Origin of the sequence: Pseudomonas sp. ES4, from assembly GCF_050586665.1 — a bacterium.
Classification (GTDB): domain Bacteria; phylum Pseudomonadota; class Gammaproteobacteria; order Pseudomonadales; family Pseudomonadaceae; genus Aquipseudomonas; species Aquipseudomonas frederiksbergensis.
In genome coordinates this window covers 74619-90459 of sequence record NZ_JBOBDO010000005.1, presented here as the reverse complement: position 1 = coordinate 90459, position 15841 = coordinate 74619, and the positions used below count along the sequence as shown (strand labels likewise).

At 61.9% G+C, this 15841-nt stretch carries 19 protein-coding genes; 3 read left to right on the top strand and 16 right to left on the bottom strand.

Annotation, left to right across the window (positions count from 1 at the left end; genetic code table 11):
• Positions 1-10 precede the first annotated feature (10 nt).
• From ACQ4OB_RS07735 to ACQ4OB_RS07715, 5 genes are all read right to left on the bottom strand, one after another.
• On the bottom strand, positions 11-568 hold the full coding sequence (locus tag ACQ4OB_RS07735) for a PQQ-dependent catabolism-associated CXXCW motif protein (RefSeq protein WP_076031358.1): 558 nt from the start codon (positions 566-568) through the stop codon (positions 11-13).
• Between the two features lie 163 nt (positions 569-731).
• Positions 732-1523 carry an ABC transporter permease gene (locus tag ACQ4OB_RS07730; protein WP_074876023.1) on the bottom strand — a complete coding sequence of 264 codons (792 nt, stop codon included), beginning with the start codon at positions 1521-1523 and terminating at the stop codon, positions 732-734.
• Positions 1520-2251: an ABC transporter ATP-binding protein gene (locus ACQ4OB_RS07725; RefSeq protein WP_430955414.1), complete on the bottom strand. Its 732-nt coding sequence runs from the start codon at positions 2249-2251 to the stop codon at positions 1520-1522. The genes ACQ4OB_RS07730 and ACQ4OB_RS07725 overlap by 4 nt, the downstream gene beginning before the upstream one ends.
• A complete protein-coding gene (locus ACQ4OB_RS07720) occupies positions 2248-3207 on the bottom strand; it encodes a YVTN family beta-propeller repeat protein (protein WP_074876026.1) in 960 nt (319 codons plus the stop codon). Before ACQ4OB_RS07720 ends, ACQ4OB_RS07725 begins: the two co-directional genes overlap by 4 nt.
• Before the next feature lie 30 nt (positions 3208-3237).
• Positions 3238-4422: an ABC transporter substrate-binding protein gene (locus ACQ4OB_RS07715; RefSeq protein WP_430955413.1), complete on the bottom strand. Its 1185-nt coding sequence runs from the start codon at positions 4420-4422 to the stop codon at positions 3238-3240.
• Positions 4423-4580: 158 nt separating this feature from the next.
• Here ACQ4OB_RS07715 and ACQ4OB_RS07710 point away from each other — a divergent pair, with 158 nt between their 5' ends.
• Genes ACQ4OB_RS07710 through ACQ4OB_RS07700 form a run of 3 tightly spaced genes read left to right on the top strand, consistent with a single transcriptional unit; the run spans position 4581 to position 6603 of the window.
• Complete coding sequence (locus ACQ4OB_RS07710; protein WP_430955412.1) at positions 4581-4703, top strand: hypothetical protein; 123 nt, start codon at positions 4581-4583, stop codon at positions 4701-4703.
• Between the two features lie 2 nt (positions 4704-4705).
• A complete protein-coding gene (locus ACQ4OB_RS07705; RefSeq protein WP_430955411.1) occupies positions 4706-5968 on the top strand; it encodes a histidine kinase in 1263 nt (420 codons plus the stop codon).
• Complete coding sequence (locus ACQ4OB_RS07700; RefSeq protein WP_074876031.1) at positions 5965-6603, top strand: response regulator; 639 nt, start codon at positions 5965-5967, stop codon at positions 6601-6603. The genes ACQ4OB_RS07705 and ACQ4OB_RS07700 overlap by 4 nt, the downstream gene beginning before the upstream one ends.
• Positions 6604-6616: 13 nt before the next feature.
• On the opposite strand, the gene ACQ4OB_RS07695 is transcribed toward ACQ4OB_RS07700, so the two are convergent.
• From ACQ4OB_RS07695 to ACQ4OB_RS07645, 11 genes are all read right to left on the bottom strand, one after another.
• Positions 6617-8110, bottom strand: a complete 1494-nt coding sequence (locus ACQ4OB_RS07695) for a nitrite reductase (RefSeq protein ID WP_074876033.1) — start codon at positions 8108-8110, stop codon at positions 6617-6619.
• A complete protein-coding gene (gene cobA, locus ACQ4OB_RS07690) occupies positions 8107-8946 on the bottom strand; it encodes a uroporphyrinogen-III C-methyltransferase (RefSeq protein WP_102615401.1) in 840 nt (279 codons plus the stop codon). The genes ACQ4OB_RS07695 and cobA overlap by 4 nt, the downstream gene beginning before the upstream one ends.
• A gap of 69 nt (positions 8947-9015) precedes the next feature.
• Positions 9016-10194, bottom strand: a complete 1179-nt coding sequence (nirJ, locus tag ACQ4OB_RS07685; protein ID WP_430955410.1) for a heme d1 biosynthesis radical SAM protein NirJ — start codon at positions 10192-10194, stop codon at positions 9016-9018.
• Positions 10195-10375: 181 nt separating this feature from the next.
• Positions 10376-10891: a siroheme decarboxylase subunit beta gene (locus tag ACQ4OB_RS07680; protein ID WP_102615403.1), complete on the bottom strand. Its 516-nt coding sequence runs from the start codon at positions 10889-10891 to the stop codon at positions 10376-10378.
• Positions 10866-11309, bottom strand: a complete 444-nt coding sequence (locus ACQ4OB_RS07675) for an Lrp/AsnC family transcriptional regulator (RefSeq protein ID WP_430955409.1) — start codon at positions 11307-11309, stop codon at positions 10866-10868. Before ACQ4OB_RS07675 ends, ACQ4OB_RS07680 begins: the two co-directional genes overlap by 26 nt.
• Complete coding sequence (locus ACQ4OB_RS07670; RefSeq protein ID WP_076031349.1) at positions 11302-11817, bottom strand: siroheme decarboxylase subunit beta; 516 nt, start codon at positions 11815-11817, stop codon at positions 11302-11304. The genes ACQ4OB_RS07675 and ACQ4OB_RS07670 overlap by 8 nt, the downstream gene beginning before the upstream one ends.
• Positions 11814-12272, bottom strand: a complete 459-nt coding sequence (locus ACQ4OB_RS07665) for an Lrp/AsnC family transcriptional regulator (protein WP_430955408.1) — start codon at positions 12270-12272, stop codon at positions 11814-11816. The genes ACQ4OB_RS07670 and ACQ4OB_RS07665 overlap by 4 nt, the downstream gene beginning before the upstream one ends.
• 1 nt (position 12273) lies before the next feature.
• A complete protein-coding gene (locus ACQ4OB_RS07660) occupies positions 12274-13452 on the bottom strand; it encodes a cytochrome D1 domain-containing protein (protein ID WP_430955407.1) in 1179 nt (392 codons plus the stop codon).
• A complete protein-coding gene (locus tag ACQ4OB_RS07655; protein WP_430955406.1) occupies positions 13449-13772 on the bottom strand; it encodes a c-type cytochrome in 324 nt (107 codons plus the stop codon). The genes ACQ4OB_RS07660 and ACQ4OB_RS07655 overlap by 4 nt, the downstream gene beginning before the upstream one ends.
• Positions 13773-13790: 18 nt before the next feature.
• Entirely contained in the window at positions 13791-14105 is a 315-nt protein-coding gene (locus ACQ4OB_RS07650; RefSeq protein ID WP_074876051.1) for a c-type cytochrome, read from the bottom strand.
• 24 nt (positions 14106-14129) lie between these two features.
• Entirely contained in the window at positions 14130-15818 is a 1689-nt protein-coding gene (locus tag ACQ4OB_RS07645; protein ID WP_430955405.1) for a cytochrome D1 domain-containing protein, read from the bottom strand.
• Positions 15819-15841: the final 23 nt, after the last annotated feature.

The window sequence follows — 15841 nt, the reverse complement described above, 5'->3', positions numbered from 1 at the left end:
CGCGTAAAGGTCAGGGGAAGGGCTCGGGCTGGGCAGGCGTTACGGGCAGGTTGGCTGCCTGCCAGGCGTCCAGGCCGTCGCGATACCAATACAGAGTCTTATAGCCCATGGCGGCGGCGCGCTTCACGGCGTTCCAGCTCAGCCAGCAATCGGAGCGGCAGTAGAAGACCAGCGGTTGTGCAAGATCACCTGCGGTCAATGTGTTCAGCTTACGCGCAAAATAGTCCTGCCAGTCAGGCGTCAGGTCACCGTCGCCGGTATTGGCCAGCCAATGGCTGCCGGGGAGGCTTTCGTGGGGCTGGTCCTCGATGAAACGTCCTTGCAGCCATTGCCGGCGGTAGACGTCGATCAGCACCGGACGGGGTGTCTGGGTCAGCAGGGTTTGCAGGGCGGCGGTATCGATGATGTCGGCGCCCTGTACGTGATTCGGGGTCGGACTGCGGTACAGACCGATGCGATAGCCGTCGGCGGAAAACAGCGGTGTTTCGGCCTGCGCGACGCCCAGCAACAGGCTCAGCGATAGCGCAGCGAGAGAAGGGCGCAGCAGACGACGTCGGGCACGCGGCATGGGGTTCAATCCTTATAGTTATGAACCTATTACATGCCAGTCTCGGTGCGATTGGAATGCGACGATAGACAGGAAAACCGGTACTAAAGTAGTAATTTCGAACCGTTGATCGCTGATTGATTGTTCCCACGCTCTGCGTGGGAACGATCAGGGTTACACGGCATTAGTTGGATTTGCGCAGGGCGGCGTGTTGCGGGTTGAAGGTGAGTACGGCGAGCAGGGCGAATACCAGCGTCAGCCCCACGCATACCGCCAGTGCCAGCGGATTGAAGCGTTCGTACAAGGCAAACCGCACCAGTTCCACCGCATGGGTGAACGGGTTCAATGCGCACAACCAATACAGCCACTCGCTGGACTCGCGCATCTTCCACAGCGGATACAGCGCCGACGACAGGAAAAACAGCGGGAAGATCACGAAATTCATCACCCCGGCAAAGTTCTCCAGCTGGCGGATCGCGTTGGACAGCAACAAACCCAGCGCGCTGAGCATCAACGCCACCAGCAGCAACGCCGGCAAGGCGATCAACAGCCCCATGGCCGGTGGCTGCACGCCGTACACCCAGGCAATCGCCAGAAAGGCGTACACCTGCAACAACGAAATCAACGAAGTCGCCAACAGTTTGCTGCACAACAGGAAAGTCCGGGGCAGGGGGCTGGTCAGCAGCACGCGCATGCTGCCCATTTCCCGGTCGTAGACCATCGACAGCGAACCTTGCATGCCGTTGAACAGCAGGATCATGCAGGCCAGTCCAGGAATGATGTAGACCTCGTAGGGTATATAGGTGTCGTAGGGCTCGATGATCGCGATCCCCAGTGCCGCGCGAAAACCGGCAGCGAACACCAGCAGCCACAGCAACGGCCGAACCAGCGCGCTGAGAAACCGAGTGCGCTGCAACACAAAACGCAGCCATTCGCGCAGCACGATGCCGCTGAAACATTGCCAGTAGGCATTCATTGGGCGGCTCCTGAAGTGGTCAGTCGAGCGAAGGCCGAACCCAGGTCACCACCGTGCTCCAGACTCAGCGCATCGGCCTGTCCGCTGGCCACCAACCGGCCCTGATGGAGAATCAGCAAGTCGTCGCTGGGCTGCACTTCATCCAGCAAATGGGTGGTCCAGAGCACGCTGATGTTCTGTTCGCGGCACAAATTACGAATGTGTTGATTGAGCGCCAGCCGACTGGCCGGGTCGAGGCCGACGCTGGCCTCGTCGAGCAGCAGCAGGCGCGGTTCATGCAGCAGAGCGCGGGCGATTTCCACTCGGCGACGGTGGCCGCCGTTGAGTTCGCGAACCCGTTCGCGACGGCGTTCGGTCAAGGCCTGACGGGCCAGTTCGGCGTCGACCCGCAGGCCGGTCTGGCGCCGCGACATGCCATGCAGCGCGGCGTGATAACGCAGGTTTTGCTCGACGCTCAGGTCGAGGTCCAGCGTGCTTTGCTGAAACACCACACCCAATTGCTTGAGCGCCGGACGTGCGGCGTTGCGCAACGAACAGTCGCCGACGCGGATGTCACCGCGCTGTAAATCATAGAGCCGGGTGAGCAGGGCAATCAGCGTCGATTTGCCCGCGCCATTCGGACCGAGCAGCGCCGCAAAGCGGCCGGGCGCCAGGGTGAAACTCACCTGGCGCAACGCCTCTTTCGCACCATAAGCGAAGCTCAGTTCGCTGACTTCGAGTGCGTTCATGGCGTCACCACCACGCCCCACGGATAACGCCCGACCTTGATCGACTTGGTCACCTTGAGGCTGTCGACATCGATCACCGACACGTCGCCGCTGACGCCGTTGGTGGCCAGTAATTGCTTTTGATCCGGGGTAAACGACATCTGCCAGACCCGCCGGCCGACCAGCAGATAATCAAGAATTTCGAAGGTCTTGGCATCGATCACCGCCACATGATTGGCCGGGCCGAGGGCGACGAAACCGTACTTGCCGTCAGCGCTGAGCTTGATCCCCACTGGCTGGACTTTGTCCGGGTGCACGCCCTTGATCTGGAAGGTCAGGGTTTTGAGGACCTTGCGGCTGGCGACGTCGAGAATGGTCACCGTGCCGCCGATTTCCGCCGAAGCCCAGAGCTTCGAGCCATCGGGTGTGAACTCAACGAAGCGCGGTCGCTGATCCACCAGAGTGCTATCGGCCAGAGTCTGAGTGCTGGTGTCGATCCAGTGCAGCATGTTGGTGGTTTCACTGGTGTTCACCGCCCACTTGCCGTCGGGGCTGACGGCCATGCCTTCAGGTTCGACACCGACGCTGATCTGCCCGAGCACCTTGGAGGTTTCGGTGTCGATCACCGTCACCAGCGCATCGTCTTCGTTGGAAACGTACAGCCAGCGATTATTCGGGTGCAGGGCGAATTGTTCAGGATCTTTGCCCGAGGGCAGTTCCTTGATGATCTTGCGCGTGGCCACATCCATCACCTGGACCCGGTCCGAGTCGCTGGCGCAGATGTACAGCAGCTTGTTGTCGTGGGACAGCAGCAGACCGCGCGGGCGCTGGCCGACGGGCAGGGTGTCGGTGACTTGCAGAGTCTGCAGGTCGATCAGGCTCAGGCTGTTGTCTTTTTCGTTGGAAACCCAAGCGGTGCTGGCAGCGGCGTGCCCGGCGGCGAGCAGCAGAGCGCAGGAAAGCAGGGTGCGGCGCATGGCAGATTCCTTGTTGTTTTAATTATCGGGTCAGGGAAAACGGCAGCTGACCTCGGGTTTGTCGTAGCCGAGGCTGTCCATCTCGTTGAAGGGGTGCAGGAAGCCGTCTTGCGGCGACGTGCTGACCAGCGCCCGGGGCTGCACGATGGGAATCGGTTGGCGCAACTGACCGTTCCACGGCCGATAGCTGAGCTTGCGACCCTTGAAACCGTCCAGCGGCAATTGATCGCTGATCTCAAGCGTACGGATTGCCACCGGATCAACCTGACGCAGTTTGCTCACGGCGCTGGCGATGCTGCGCACGGCGATCCAGGCGGCAAAATCGCGGTCATTCATCCAGCGTCCGGCCAGGGCTTCGAAGCGTTTCTGCAATTGGGCGGCGCCGTAGGTTTCCACGGTTTTGTGCCAGCCCACCGGGGTCAGTCCCTGAGTGCCGGCGACCGGCCGTGGGTACCAGGTCTGGTAAGGCACGTATTCGCCGAAATCACCCCGTTCATCCGCCACCAGCACCACGTCGTACTCGGCGGTCTGGGTGAACAGCGGCATGTCGGCCTGGGCGCTACGGCGCTGATCATTGTCGAAACTCCAGGCTTTTTCCGCGACCAGGGTCAGGCCGAAGCGTTTGGCGGCGCGGCGCAGGGCGGCTGCATAGGCTTGATCGTCCGGGGTCGGGCCGACGATCAGCAGCGCCCGTTGCCATTTGCGCAGCACCAAAAATTGCGCCAGTGCATCGGCGAGCATCGCCCGGCTTGGCAGGCTGTGCAGCACGTTCGGCAGGCAGTCGCTGGTGCGCAGGCTGTCGTCGGGGCTGCCGGCGTTGAACAGCAAGCTGTCGGGCAGCACGGTGCTGAGTTGCCGCAGGCTGGCGGCTGGCGCATTGACGACAAACAGGCGCAGGCCTTGGGCATGTTGAGCCTTGGCCGCTTCGACCAGGGCATCCGGATTGTCGACGTTGGCGCTGACCAGGTTGTAGCTCTGATTGAGGAAACGCCCGGTGCTGTTGCTGTCAGTGATCGCCAGTTCGGCGCCACGCAGGCCGGCATCGACCGGCTCGGGAATGACGTTCGACAGCAACGGGCCCGGATCAGGGCGATAGCCTAGGTAGCCGATCTGCACCTGCAACGGCGCCTCGGCAGCCTGGCTCTGGGTCGCCAGCCCGGCGGCACAGGCAATCGCCAACAGATAGATCAGGGCGTAAGGGGCAAGCTGGCGCATAGGGCACTCCATTACAGGTAGCGCCAGCATAGGAACGCTGTGAGGCAGAAGGAAATATGCAGAAAGTACCAGTGAGCCAGTACCAAGGTAGTAGCTCGCCCGGGGTGGCGCAGTTTTAGCATGGGCGATAACGGCCATCACACGGGAGGAGATCGATCATGCGTATTCTCAAAGCGCTGCTTCTGCCGTTGCTGCTGATCCTGACCCTGATCGGCGTCGACAAGCTCCACGGCCCGCGTCCCGCGCCGTTGCTGGTCCTGCCCATGACACCGGAGCGCTAGGGATGTCGGCCCTGTGGCGGATCAACCTCTGGGTCGGCGGATTTTTCGCCTTGGTCACCTTGGCGTGCATGGGCTTGCTGGTGCACCAGGCGCTGGCGGACGTGGAGCGTGAATTGCAATCCGCCGAAGCCGTGGTCGAGTACTTGAGCGAAACCGCCGAGCGTGACCCCGCCAGCCTGCAACCCCGGCTGACAGGCAGTTTGCGGCATGTGCGGGTGCGCTGGCTGGAACCCGGCGAGGCGTCACGGCTGCCGGTTCAGGATGGGCTCGACGCCTGGCTCGGGCGCTTGTTGTTTGCCCAAACTCAACACAGCGCCCAGGTGCTGGATTTGCAGGATGGCCGGCGTGTCCAGATCGCGGTCGATCCGCGGGATGAAATCGACGAAGTCCGGGATTCCTTGCTACAGCTGCTGAGCCTCTGTGGGTTGGCGTTGCTGTTGAGTCTGTTGACCATCCGCTGGGCCGTGCGCCGGGGCATGGGCTTGCTCGATGAATTGTTGCGCGCGTTGCAACAGGTCTCCGGTGGGCAACTCAAGGTGCGATTGCGCGCTGAAGGTGTGCCGGAAGCGCGGCAACTGGCGGTGCACTTCAATCAGATGACCGCTGCCTTGGCGCAGGCTTGCGCCGACAAGACCCAACTGACTCAGGCGTTATTAGCGGTGCAGGAGCAGGAACGCACCCATCTGGCGCAGACCCTGCACGATGACCTCGGCCAATACCTGGCGGGCATTCGCGCTCAGGCCTGCCTGTTGCGACTGGTGGCCGATCAACCCGGGGTGGTGGAGCGCACGGTGCGGGAACTGGAGCACAACTGCGAACATTTGCAACAGGGCTTCCGGGCGCTGGTGCACGACCTCTATCCGGTGGTGTTGCAACACCTGCCGCTGGCCGAAGCCTTCGGTTTGCTGGTGGAGCAATGGCAGGGCCGGCAAGGCATCGATTGCCAGTTACGGGTCAGCGCGCAGCTCCCGCCGCTGTCCGCACCGAACAAAACCCATCTGTATCGTTTGTTGCAGGAAGCATTGACCAACATCGCCCGGCACGCCGAGGCCAGCCAGGTGCGGGTCCGCCTGCAATTCCACGGCGGCCGTTTGCGCTTGCTCATTCGGGATAACGGACGAGGCGCGCAACAGCCGCAGCGGCCGGGTGTCGGTTTGTATTCGATGTTCGAACGTGCGCGCAGCCTGGGCGGCGAGTTGCGAGTCATCAGTCACCCCGGCGCCGGTTGGGCGCTGACGTTGAGCATGTCTTGGGAGGTGTCATGAATATCCTGTTGGTCGATGACCATGCGGTGGTCCGTCAGGGCTATGCCAGTCTGTTGCGAGCGTTGTTGCCGGCAATGGAAGTCCGTGAAGCGGCGACGGGCGAGGAGGCGCTGACGCGGGTACACGAAGCCGTACCGAATCTGGTGATCATGGATTTTGGTCTGCCGGGGATCAGCGGTCTGGAAACCACCCGGCGATTGCGTCAGCGCTTGCCGCAACTGCGGGTGCTGTTTTTCAGCATGCACGATGAACTGCCGTTGGTGCGCCAGGCGCTCGACGCCGGGGCTTCGGGCTACCTGACCAAAAGCTCGGCACCCGAAGTGCTGATCGAGGCCGTGCAGCGCATCCTCGCCGGTCATGCCTACATTGAGCAGCCGCTGGCCACTCAGCTCGCGTGTCATCCGCAACAGGATGCCAGTGATCCGCGCTTGCAGAGCATGACTCAGCGTGAACTGGAGATTTTCGTGATGCTTGCCAAAGGTACCCCGGCGCGGGTAATTGCCGAGCAGCTGAGCATTAGCAGCAAGACTGTTTCCAATCACCTGACCTTGCTCAAGAGTAAGTTGCAGGTGACTTCCCATACCGAACTGGTGCATTTGGGGATTGATATGGGGGTGGTGCGGGTGGCGAGTTGACCCGATCCAAACCCTAATGCGAAGTCCCCTCGGCAAACTCAATCTTGTTCCCCACGTTGTACTTGCCCGAAGGCTTGTTCATCGGGATACGTTTGATCTCCTTGAGTGTGTTGCTGTCGTAGACGATCAGCGCACCGTCGGTGGCCCAGATGCTCAGCAGCAGGAAACGGCCATCGCGAGTGAACTCGACATGAGCAGCCGTTTTGCCCGGCATCGGACGCAGCGTGTGGGCAATCTCCAGCGTCTGTTTGTCGATCAAGTGAATCGCATCGTTGTCCGGCCCAAAGAACACATCGCTCCAGGCATACCGTGAATTGACGTGACTGCGCATGAAAAACCCCGGCCCCAGGGTCGGGATTTCCTTGATCAGTTTCCAGCTCTTGAAGTCGATGACCGAGATCAGCCCCTTGCTGATGTTCGGCGTGGCGAACACCCACTCACCGTTGCGTTTCCAATAAGTCCCCGAGCCCAAATGCGGCATCCCCGGTAGCGGGATGTCGGTGATCACCTTGCCGCTGTCGAGGTCGATCACCTGGCCGCCCTGGGCCTTGCGCGAGGTGGCCAGCAGCTGTTTGTAGTCCGGTGAAAAGGAGAAGTCGTCGAGAACGTCCCCGGCCGGGATCCGCCGTGGTTCGAAATCCGGTGTGCCGGCCCAGGACAGTTCCCAGACTTCTTTCACGTCCTTGAGCGCCACGATGAAACTGTCCCGCGGCGGGGCGGAATAGACCGCACTGACCCGTGACGCGGTGCCGTCCTGACCGATCGTGGGAATGGTTTTGACCAGCGACAGGTCGCGGGCATCGAGCACCACCACGTTACCCGGCAAATAGTTGCCCACCAGCACCCAGCGTCCATCCTTGCTCACCGCCAGGTTGCGGGTATTGAGGCCGGCGCGGACTTCGGCGATCAGCTTCAGGTTGTGCAGGTCATACAGGCTGATCCAGCCGTCACGGGAGGCGAAGTAGACGAAGCGTCCGTCCGGCGAAAACTTCGGTCCGCCATGCACGGCAAAGTGCGAAGCAAACCGCGCCAACACCTCGAAGCGGTCACCGTCGAGGATGTCGATGTGATGGTCGCCGGCTTCCACCACCACGAACAGGTTCAGCGGATCGGCGCCATGCTGGGGCGTGGTGGGCAATTTGCCGAGATCCGCGAGCATCGAGTGACTGCCGACAATGTCGTCATTGCTCCAGGTGGGCGGGGTGGCGGGTGGTTGCTGAAGGTAATCGACCAGCGCGTCGATCTGAGCGGGGCTGAACACGTTGGCATAACCAGCCATCTGGCTCGCAGGTCGGCCGTTCTGGATCACCCGACGAATTTCATCAGGCTTGATCCGGCTGAGACTCTCCGGCAACAACGCCGGCCCCGCACCGCCGAGACGGTTAGTGCCATGACAACTCTGGCAATGCTGCTGATAGTTATGCGCCGCGTGTTCAAGTGCCGGAACCGCTGCGCCGGCCTGGGCGGCACTGATCCATAACAGATGGGCAAGGAGGATTCGCCTCATATCGCCACCTTGGCCTGACGTTGCAGAGCTTGCGCCGGGTACAGCCGCGCCGGGTATTCCAGTTGTTCTGCGGCGAACAGATCGACCACGGTGCCAATCACCGTCAATGTCGGAATGCCCGGTGGACAATCCAGCGCCAGGGTCGGCAATTGGTGCAGCTTGCCTCGGGCGACATGCTGGTCGGGCCGCGTGCCGTTGCTGATCAGCGCCGCCGGCGTGTCGGCTGACATCCCGGCTTCGATCAAGCGTTTAGCGATGATGCCCAGGTTCGACAAGCCCATGTAAAACACCAAGGTCTGGCTACTGTCGGCGAGGCTGCTCCAGGGCAACGACAACTCGCCATCGCGTTGCAAATGACCGGTGATGAATCGGCAGGAGTTGACCAGATCGCGGTGAGTCAAGGGTATGCCCGCGTAAGCGCTACAGCCGGAAGCGGCGGTAATGCCCGGCACCACCTGGCAATCAACACCGCGTTGCAGCAAGTACTCCAGCTCTTCGGCACCGCGACCGAAAATGAACGGGTCGCCGCCCTTGAGCCGGACCACGCGCTGCCCTTGATCGGCGAGGTCGGCCAGCAGTTCGTTGATCTGGTCCTGGGGCAGGCTGTGGCAGCCGCTGGCCTTGCCCACGTAATGGCGGGCGCAGGTCAGGGGGATCAAGGTCAGCAATTCGGGGCTGATCAGCCGGTCGTACACCACGGCGTCGGCCTGCATCAACAGGCTCCAGGCGCGCAGGGTCAGCAGGCGTGGGTCGCCGGGGCCGGCGCCGACCAGGGCAACTTCGCCCGGTCGGAACGGGGACTCAAGTGTGGCCGGTATAGCAATCGATGGAGGCATGGGACGTCCTTGGTGCTTCATCAGGTTGGCCGGCCCCACCTTTGTCAGGTGGTTGGCCGGACGGGCTATTCAGTGGGTGATGCAAGGGATGGTCGTCACCGGCGGCACGCCGATTTCGTCATCGCTGAGGTGGCAGCCGGGGTCCTGGCCCCACAGATCTCCTTCGGCCCAGGCGCGTGTGCGGGTGTTGCCGTTGCAGATGGACAACCAGCGGCATTGCGCGCAACGGCCACCGACGGCGCGGGGATGTTCGCGCAAGCGCAACAGCAGGGCATCCGGCTGATCCAGCCACAACGTGCGGAACGGCGTGCGCCGGACATTGCCCACCGAGTGCTGCCACCAGTAGGTGTCGGGGTGCACTTCGCCGGTGTTGTCGATGTTGGCGATGCCACTGCCGGAGGCGTTGCCACCCCAGGCGCGGAGCATGTTTTCCAGGCGTGGGTAATGCTCGGGCAAACGAAGGGCTGCCCATTGCAGCAGCAGAATGGCGTCGGCATCGTTGTTGCCGCTGACAAAATCGCTGTCGCGGCCCTGTTGGATGTCTTCCCAGGCCCGCTCAAAGATCAACGTCATGGCCTCGCGGCTCATATGCTGGTGCGCGTCGAGTTTGCGACTGCGTTTGCCGCGACCGCTGTAGTTGAGGTGCGACAGATAAAACTTCTGCACGTCGTACTCGTTCATCAGCGCCAGCAGTTGCGGCAGCTGCGCATGGTTCTCCTGGGTCAGGGTGGTGCGCAGCCCGACGCGAATGCCTTGTTCGCGACAGAGCCGGATCGCCTGCATGGAACGGGCGAAGCTACCCTTGAGTTGGCGGAAGGCGTCATGGGTCGCTTCCAGGCCATCGATGCTGATCCCGACGTAGTCGAAATTCGCTGCGCTGACCTGCGCGATGTTGTGCTCATCGATCAGCGTGCCGTTGGTGGACAACGCCACAAAGAAACCCTTGGTCCGGGCGTAGGCGCTGAGCACAAACAGATCCTCGCGCAACAGCGGTTCGCCACCGGAAAGAATCAACACCTTGACGCCGGCATCGTGCAAGTCGTCGATCACGGTCAGCGCGGCGGGCGTATCCAGTTCGTCGCGAAAGACACTGTCGGCCGAGGTGGCGTAGCAGTGTTTGCAGGTCAGGTTGCAGCGCCTGAGCAAGTTCCAGATCACCACCGGCGCCCGATTGCTGCCCGGTGGACTGGTCCTGGGTGCAGACGCCTGGCCGGCTAACGCACGCAGGTATTGGCTGATCCTCAACATGCAACTCTCCTTGAGTCAGGTGTGTTCAGCGCGGATACCCGTAGCAGCTGTCGAGCTTGCGAGGCTGCGTTCGACTGCGCAGCAGTCGTAGAACCTGTGTGCGAGGTTTATCTGAAACACCGCACTGTCTGATTTCACGACTGCTGCGCAGCCGAACGCAGCCTCGCAGGCTCGGCAGCTGCTACAAGGTCTGTGTTGGACTGACTGGTGTTAAGCGCAAGCCGGTTTTCTTCAGGATGCGGCTGCTCACCAGCATTTCGTCGGCCGCACAAGCGTCACCCAGCAAGTGGCGCAGGTGCTCGCGGTAATTGTTGATTTCATCGCCGCTGCGGCCGTGAACCATGGCGAACAGGTTGTAGCGCCAGTCGGTTCGGCGTGGACGGCGATAGCAGTGGCTGACGAAGGGTTGCGCGCCGATCAGCGCGCCGAGGCGCGGCATGTCGGCATCGTGCACATCCCAGACCGTCATGCCGTTGTGGCGATAGCCGAGGCGGTAGTGATTGGGCACGGCGGCGATCCGCCGAATCGCGCCCTCGGCCTGCAAGCGCTTGAGCAGATCCAGGGTGGCGTCGATGTTCAGCCCCAGCTGTTCGGCGAGCCACGCCCACGGGTCTTCCAGCAAAGGCAGACCCGCCTGGGTCAACACGATCAGGCGCTGGACGAGTGTGTCTTCAGGCCGGGAAATACAGACCGACATGGTAGGTCTCCTCTTTGGGCAGGTTGAGCAGCGGCAAGCCAGTCAGGGTTTCGATGTGGTTCAGGGCTTCGGTCAGGTCATGTTCAGTTGCGCAAGCGAGCACGAACCACATGTTCCAGGCGTGTTCGCGTCGGTAGTTGTGCGCCACTTCAGGCAGGTCATGCAGTTGCTCGGCGACCTCGTCGAAACGTTCTTCCGGCACCGCCAGGGCGGCGAGGGTGAAGGCGCCGCCCAGTCGTTCAATGTCGAACATCGGGCCGAAGCGCGTGAGCATTCCGTCATCGAGCAGGGTATGCAGTCGCTCGAGCAGTTCAGTGCTGCTGCTCTCCAGTTCCGCAGCCAATACCCGCCAAGGGTGGCGCACCAGCGGCAGGCCCAATTGCAAACGGTTGATCAGTCGACGGTCGAGGTCATCCATGGGTCGGTGCGCCTGTACGCGAGGGCGCAAAGCGGCCGCCGCACTGCTTGAAGACCTGGGTGCTGAACAGCAATTGATGGGGCAAATCGCTCAGCAAATGCTCTTCCAGCAACGCCTGAATCTGCGCCTCCACCTGATCACGTCGACGCCCGTGCACCATGCAAAACAGGTTGTACCGCCACTGCGGCAAACGCCGTGGCCGTTGATAGCAGAGGTTGATGCCGGGTGCTCTTCCCAGGCGCTGGCCGACTTCGTCGATCAGCGCATCAGGAACATCCAGCACCAGCATGGCGTTGGCGGTAAAGCCCAGCGCGCGATGGTGCAGCACCAGGCCGATACGGCGAAACAGCCCTTGCTCGTTCCACTGGCGCATTTGTTCGAGCACCTGGTTTTCGTCTGTGTTTATCCGTTCGGCGAGGGCTTGATACGGGCGCGCTACCAACGGTAATCCGCCTTCGAGGTGCCGACGCAGATCCAGCACTTGTTGGGGGCTCAATCCGGGCGTCATGATTTTTCTCCCAGGGCAAAACCGAGGTCGATGCGGTAAGCGGTCAACATCGGCAGGTCCAGCGGCATGAGGCCGGTGTCGTTCTCAAGCTCCTTGAGCACACGGTCGATGTGTTGGCGATCAGGGGCGGTCAGCACAAACCACAGGTTGTAGAAATGCTCCCGTGCGTAGTTGTGATTGACCTCCGGGTACTGGCTGACGCGATCGGCCACCTGTTGCAGGCGGTCGGCGGGCACGGCGAGGGCGGCGAGGGTGCTGGCCCCGGCGCGGCTGTGCTCGAACACCGGGCCGATGCGTGAGAGGGTGCCGGCCTGATCCATTTCTTCCAAGCAGGCCATTACTTGGGATTCGCGGCAACCGAGAATCCGCGCCATCTCCTTGTACGGTGACGGGCACAACGGCATGCCGTGCTGAAAGCGCTCGATGAGTTGGCGGCTGAGCAATTCAAGGTTCATTTCAATACCCCATTTTCTGCGCACGACTGCTGAAGAAGATGCCGCTCGGCGCGGAGGCTGGCAGGGTGCTCAGCAGCTTCAGGCGGTACGGATCCCAGACTTGAACCTGATTGCCGTCGCGTAACGACAGCCACAACTGGTCGCCGCGTGCGGTGAATTCCATGTGCAGCACCGCCGGCCCCGGCTTCAGATCCGCGACCACGGCATGGGTTTCGGTGTCGATGACCTGCACCCGATCGTTGTCCGGGTAGGCGAAGTTGACCCACAGCTGCCGACCGTCCGGGCGCGAGGTGACGAATATCGGTTGGCCGGCGACCGGAATGACCGCGGTCTGCTGCCAGGTGCGTGAATCCATCACCAACACCTGATGCTGGCCAACGGCGGGCACAAAGGCCTGGTTATCGGCGACAGCCCAGCCTTCCAGGTGCGGCATCTTGTAGACCGGGAGTTTCACCTGGCCGCGTCCGTAGTCGCCGAGTACGCGCTGCACACCGCGCTCTGGATGCCAGAGGTCGAGTTGGGCCATGCCGTCTTCACCGAACAGCCCGGCCATGTAATAGCGGCCATCCGGGGTGATCAGGGCGTCGTAGGGTTGCGAGCCAATACCGGTGAAACGGCTGATCTGCGGTGTGCTGCCCTGACTGAAATCGGCGGTCCAGATTTCGCCGGTATCGAACAGGCTGAACACAAAACGTTGCCCCGGCGCGTCGACCAGGCCGACCACCCGCGAGCGCTTGCTGCCATCGGCCAGGGCCGTGGCCGGAATATCGGCCACCAGTTGCAGGGTGTCGGCATCGAACACCTTGACCCCGCCGGGCACGTAGTTCGACACCGCGATCAACTTGCCGTCCTGACTGATGGCGCCGCCAATGCTGTTGCCACCTTGAATGACTCGGTGGTCGATACGTTGGGCCAGCAAATCGATTTTGCTTAACCCGCCGTCGCGGCCGAACACATAGGCGTAGCGCTGGTCACGGGAGAACACCACCGAGGCATGGGACAGGTCGCCGAAACCCTCGAGTCGGGCCAGCGTGGTGCGGGTGTCGCTTTCGATGATTTGCACGCTACCGCTGGCGCGCTCCACCACCACGCCCAAGTCGCCGGTGCCGCGCAACGGTGGTTGAACGCAAGCGGACAACAACAGCCCGGTCGCCGCTGACAGCAGGATTGAACGGATCATGGTGCGGGATTTCCCTGGAGAAGAAGATCGACCAGCCAACGGATGTCATCGGGGCTGAGCAACTGCGCCCAACCGGGCATCGCCGTGCCGGGCCGGCCATGGGTGACGGTGGCAATCAGGCTGTCCCGTGACTTGCCGGCCAGCGCTGGGCGCGTCAGTTCGGGGCCCAGCCCGCCGGTCAGGTGCAGGCCATGGCAAGCGCCGCAGTCCTGGGTCAGCAGGTGTTCGAGTTGTGCCTGACGCTGGGCGTCCGGCGCCGCAACCGCGGTTGCGCAAATGAGGAGGAGGGCCGCCAGAATCACAGCGTGTCGATAAACCATCAGACGCCCTCCAGGCGGTTATTTGAGTGTCAGTACCCAGGTCGCGAGAATTTTTGCTTCTTCATCCGTTACCGGGTTCGCCGGCATTGGCATCGGACCCCAATTGCCTTGCGTGCCGTTCTTGATGTGGCTGGCCAGGGTGTCCACGGCCCCGGGTACACCAGCGTTCTTGGCCGCCACTTCCTTGAGGGCCGGGCCGACAATCTTGGTGTCGATGGAGTGGCAGGCTGCGCAGGGTTTGCTCTTGAACAGCTCCTGCGCGTCTTGGGCCATGGCCGGCTGCACACTCAGCGCAGCGGTCAGGGCGAACAGTGAAAACAGAGTATTTTTCATGGTGTTTCCTTGCATTGATGGAGCTCAATAGATGTCGTGTTGGGTGTTGTAGACATTGAACTTGCCGGTGGGTGTGATCAGTCGTTTGTCCTTTATGACTGATTTGAGCTTCAGTGTTTTGTCGTCGATCACTACCAGCGCCGATTCCTCTGCCTGACCGCTCCACACGGAGAACCAGACTTCATCGCCAGCCTTGTTGTATTCCGGCTGCACCACGCGCATGGCGCCTTGCTTGATGCCGGCGTATTCGGCGATGGGCAGCACGGTGTAGCCCGCGTCGAGCTTGTCGAGGTTGAACACCGCCACCGACTGGCTGAGCTTGGCGTCCGGGTTGAGGGTGGTGTCGACGTACAGGTGGCGAGACTTGGGATGGGTCTTGATAAACAGCGATCCGCCGCCTTGGCCCTTGAGTGAGCCGACCTGTTTCCAGGCGTATTGCGGGTGTTTGGTCGGGTCGGTGCCGATCAGCGAGATACCGTCATCCCCCAGGTGGCTGGTGGCCCAGACCGGGCCGTAGGTTGGGTGGTTGAAGTTGGCGCCGCGACCCGGGTGAGGGGTTTTGCCGACGTCCACCAACGCGGTCAACTTGCGCTCCTTGGAGTCGATCACAGCGACCTTGTTGGAGTTGTTGGCGGCGGTCATGAAGTAGCGGTGCGTGCTGTCCCAGCCACCGTCATGCAGGAAGGGCGCGGCGTCGATGTAGGTGACGGTGAGGTTTTTGATGTCCTGGTAGTTGACCAGCATGACCTTGCCGGTTTCCTTGACGTTGACGATGAACTCCGGCCATTCGTGGGAGGCGATGATCGCCGCGACCCGGGGTTCGGGGTGGTATTCCTGCTTGTCGACGGTCATGCCGCGGGTCGAAACGATCTGTTTCGGCTCCAGGGTTTCGCCGTCCATGATGGTGAATTGCGGCGGCCAGTAAGAACCGGCGATGGTGTATTTGTCTTCGTAGCCCTTGAATTTGGAGGTCTCGACCGAGCGCGCCTCGATGCCCACTTTGACTTCGGCGACCTTGGTCGGCTCCACCGGCCACAGGTCGATCATATCGATCCGCGCGTCTCGGCCAATCACCAACAGATAGCGACCCGAGGCAGAGATCCTCGAGATGTGCACCGCGTAACCGGTCTCGATCAGCTTGACGATCTTCTTGCTGTCCCCATCGATCAGGGCGATCTTGCCGTCATCGCGCAACGTCACCGAAAACAGGTTCGGCAGGTTGAGTTTGCTCAGCTGCTTTTTCGGGCGGTCCTCGGGTTTGACCAGTACCTTCCAGGTTTTCAGCGTCTCGGCCATGCCCCATTCCGGCGGCGTCGGCGGCGCGTGCTGAATGAACTTGGCCATTGACGTGATCTGATCCTTGGTCAGCGCATTGGACGTCCCCCAGTTCGGCATGCCCGCTGGCGAGCCATAGGTAATCAAGGCCTCCAGGAACGGTTGCCCGCGAGACTGGGTGATGTCTTGCGTCAGTGGTTTGCCCGTCGCCCCTTTGCGCAGCACGCCGTGGCAGCCTGCGCAACGCTGGAAGTAGATTTCCTTGGACGAGTCGAACTCGGCTTGGCTCATGTCGGGAGCACCCGCGGTTTTGACCATGGGCGGGGCGGCCGCGGCGGCGGGCTCTTCAGCGCTGGCGGCATGGCTCACCGCCAGGGCCAGTGACGAACACAATGTGACGAGGGTCAGGGCAAACGTTTTTCTATTGCTGATCAGCATTCCATTTCTCCTCAGGCAAGACC

Excerpts from the sequence above, each read along its gene's own strand:
- ACQ4OB_RS07650 (WP_074876051.1), bottom strand. The coding sequence starts at position 14,105 with ATGAAAAATACTCTGTTTTCACTGTTCGCCCTGACCGCTGCGCTGAGT.
- ACQ4OB_RS07725 (WP_430955414.1), bottom strand. The coding sequence starts at position 2,251 with ATGAACGCACTCGAAGTCAGCGAACTGAGCTTCGCTTATGGTGCGAAA.
- nirJ (WP_430955410.1), bottom strand. The coding sequence starts at position 10,194 with ATGTTGAGGATCAGCCAATACCTGCGTGCGTTAGCCGGCCAGGCGTCT.
- ACQ4OB_RS07645 (WP_430955405.1), bottom strand. The coding sequence starts at position 15,818 with ATGCTGATCAGCAATAGAAAAACGTTTGCCCTGACCCTCGTCACATTG.
- ACQ4OB_RS07705 (WP_430955411.1), top strand. The coding sequence starts at position 4,706 with ATGTCGGCCCTGTGGCGGATCAACCTCTGGGTCGGCGGATTTTTCGCC.
- ACQ4OB_RS07695 (WP_074876033.1), bottom strand. The coding sequence starts at position 8,110 with ATGAGGCGAATCCTCCTTGCCCATCTGTTATGGATCAGTGCCGCCCAG.
- ACQ4OB_RS07735 (WP_076031358.1), bottom strand. The coding sequence starts at position 568 with ATGCCGCGTGCCCGACGTCGTCTGCTGCGCCCTTCTCTCGCTGCGCTA.
- ACQ4OB_RS07660 (WP_430955407.1), bottom strand. The coding sequence starts at position 13,452 with ATGATCCGTTCAATCCTGCTGTCAGCGGCGACCGGGCTGTTGTTGTCC.
- ACQ4OB_RS07700 (WP_074876031.1), top strand. The coding sequence starts at position 5,965 with ATGAATATCCTGTTGGTCGATGACCATGCGGTGGTCCGTCAGGGCTAT.
- cobA (WP_102615401.1), bottom strand. The coding sequence starts at position 8,946 with ATGCCTCCATCGATTGCTATACCGGCCACACTTGAGTCCCCGTTCCGA.
- ACQ4OB_RS07670 (WP_076031349.1), bottom strand. The coding sequence starts at position 11,817 with ATGACGCCCGGATTGAGCCCCCAACAAGTGCTGGATCTGCGTCGGCAC.
- ACQ4OB_RS07665 (WP_430955408.1), bottom strand. The coding sequence starts at position 12,272 with ATGAACCTTGAATTGCTCAGCCGCCAACTCATCGAGCGCTTTCAGCAC.
- ACQ4OB_RS07715 (WP_430955413.1), bottom strand. The coding sequence starts at position 4,422 with ATGCGCCAGCTTGCCCCTTACGCCCTGATCTATCTGTTGGCGATTGCC.
- ACQ4OB_RS07730 (WP_074876023.1), bottom strand. The coding sequence starts at position 1,523 with ATGAATGCCTACTGGCAATGTTTCAGCGGCATCGTGCTGCGCGAATGG.
- ACQ4OB_RS07720 (WP_074876026.1), bottom strand. The coding sequence starts at position 3,207 with ATGCGCCGCACCCTGCTTTCCTGCGCTCTGCTGCTCGCCGCCGGGCAC.
- ACQ4OB_RS07680 (WP_102615403.1), bottom strand. The coding sequence starts at position 10,891 with ATGTCGGTCTGTATTTCCCGGCCTGAAGACACACTCGTCCAGCGCCTG.
- ACQ4OB_RS07710 (WP_430955412.1), top strand. The coding sequence starts at position 4,581 with ATGCGTATTCTCAAAGCGCTGCTTCTGCCGTTGCTGCTGATCCTGACC.
- ACQ4OB_RS07675 (WP_430955409.1), bottom strand. The coding sequence starts at position 11,309 with ATGGATGACCTCGACCGTCGACTGATCAACCGTTTGCAATTGGGCCTG.
- ACQ4OB_RS07655 (WP_430955406.1), bottom strand. The coding sequence starts at position 13,772 with ATGGTTTATCGACACGCTGTGATTCTGGCGGCCCTCCTCCTCATTTGC.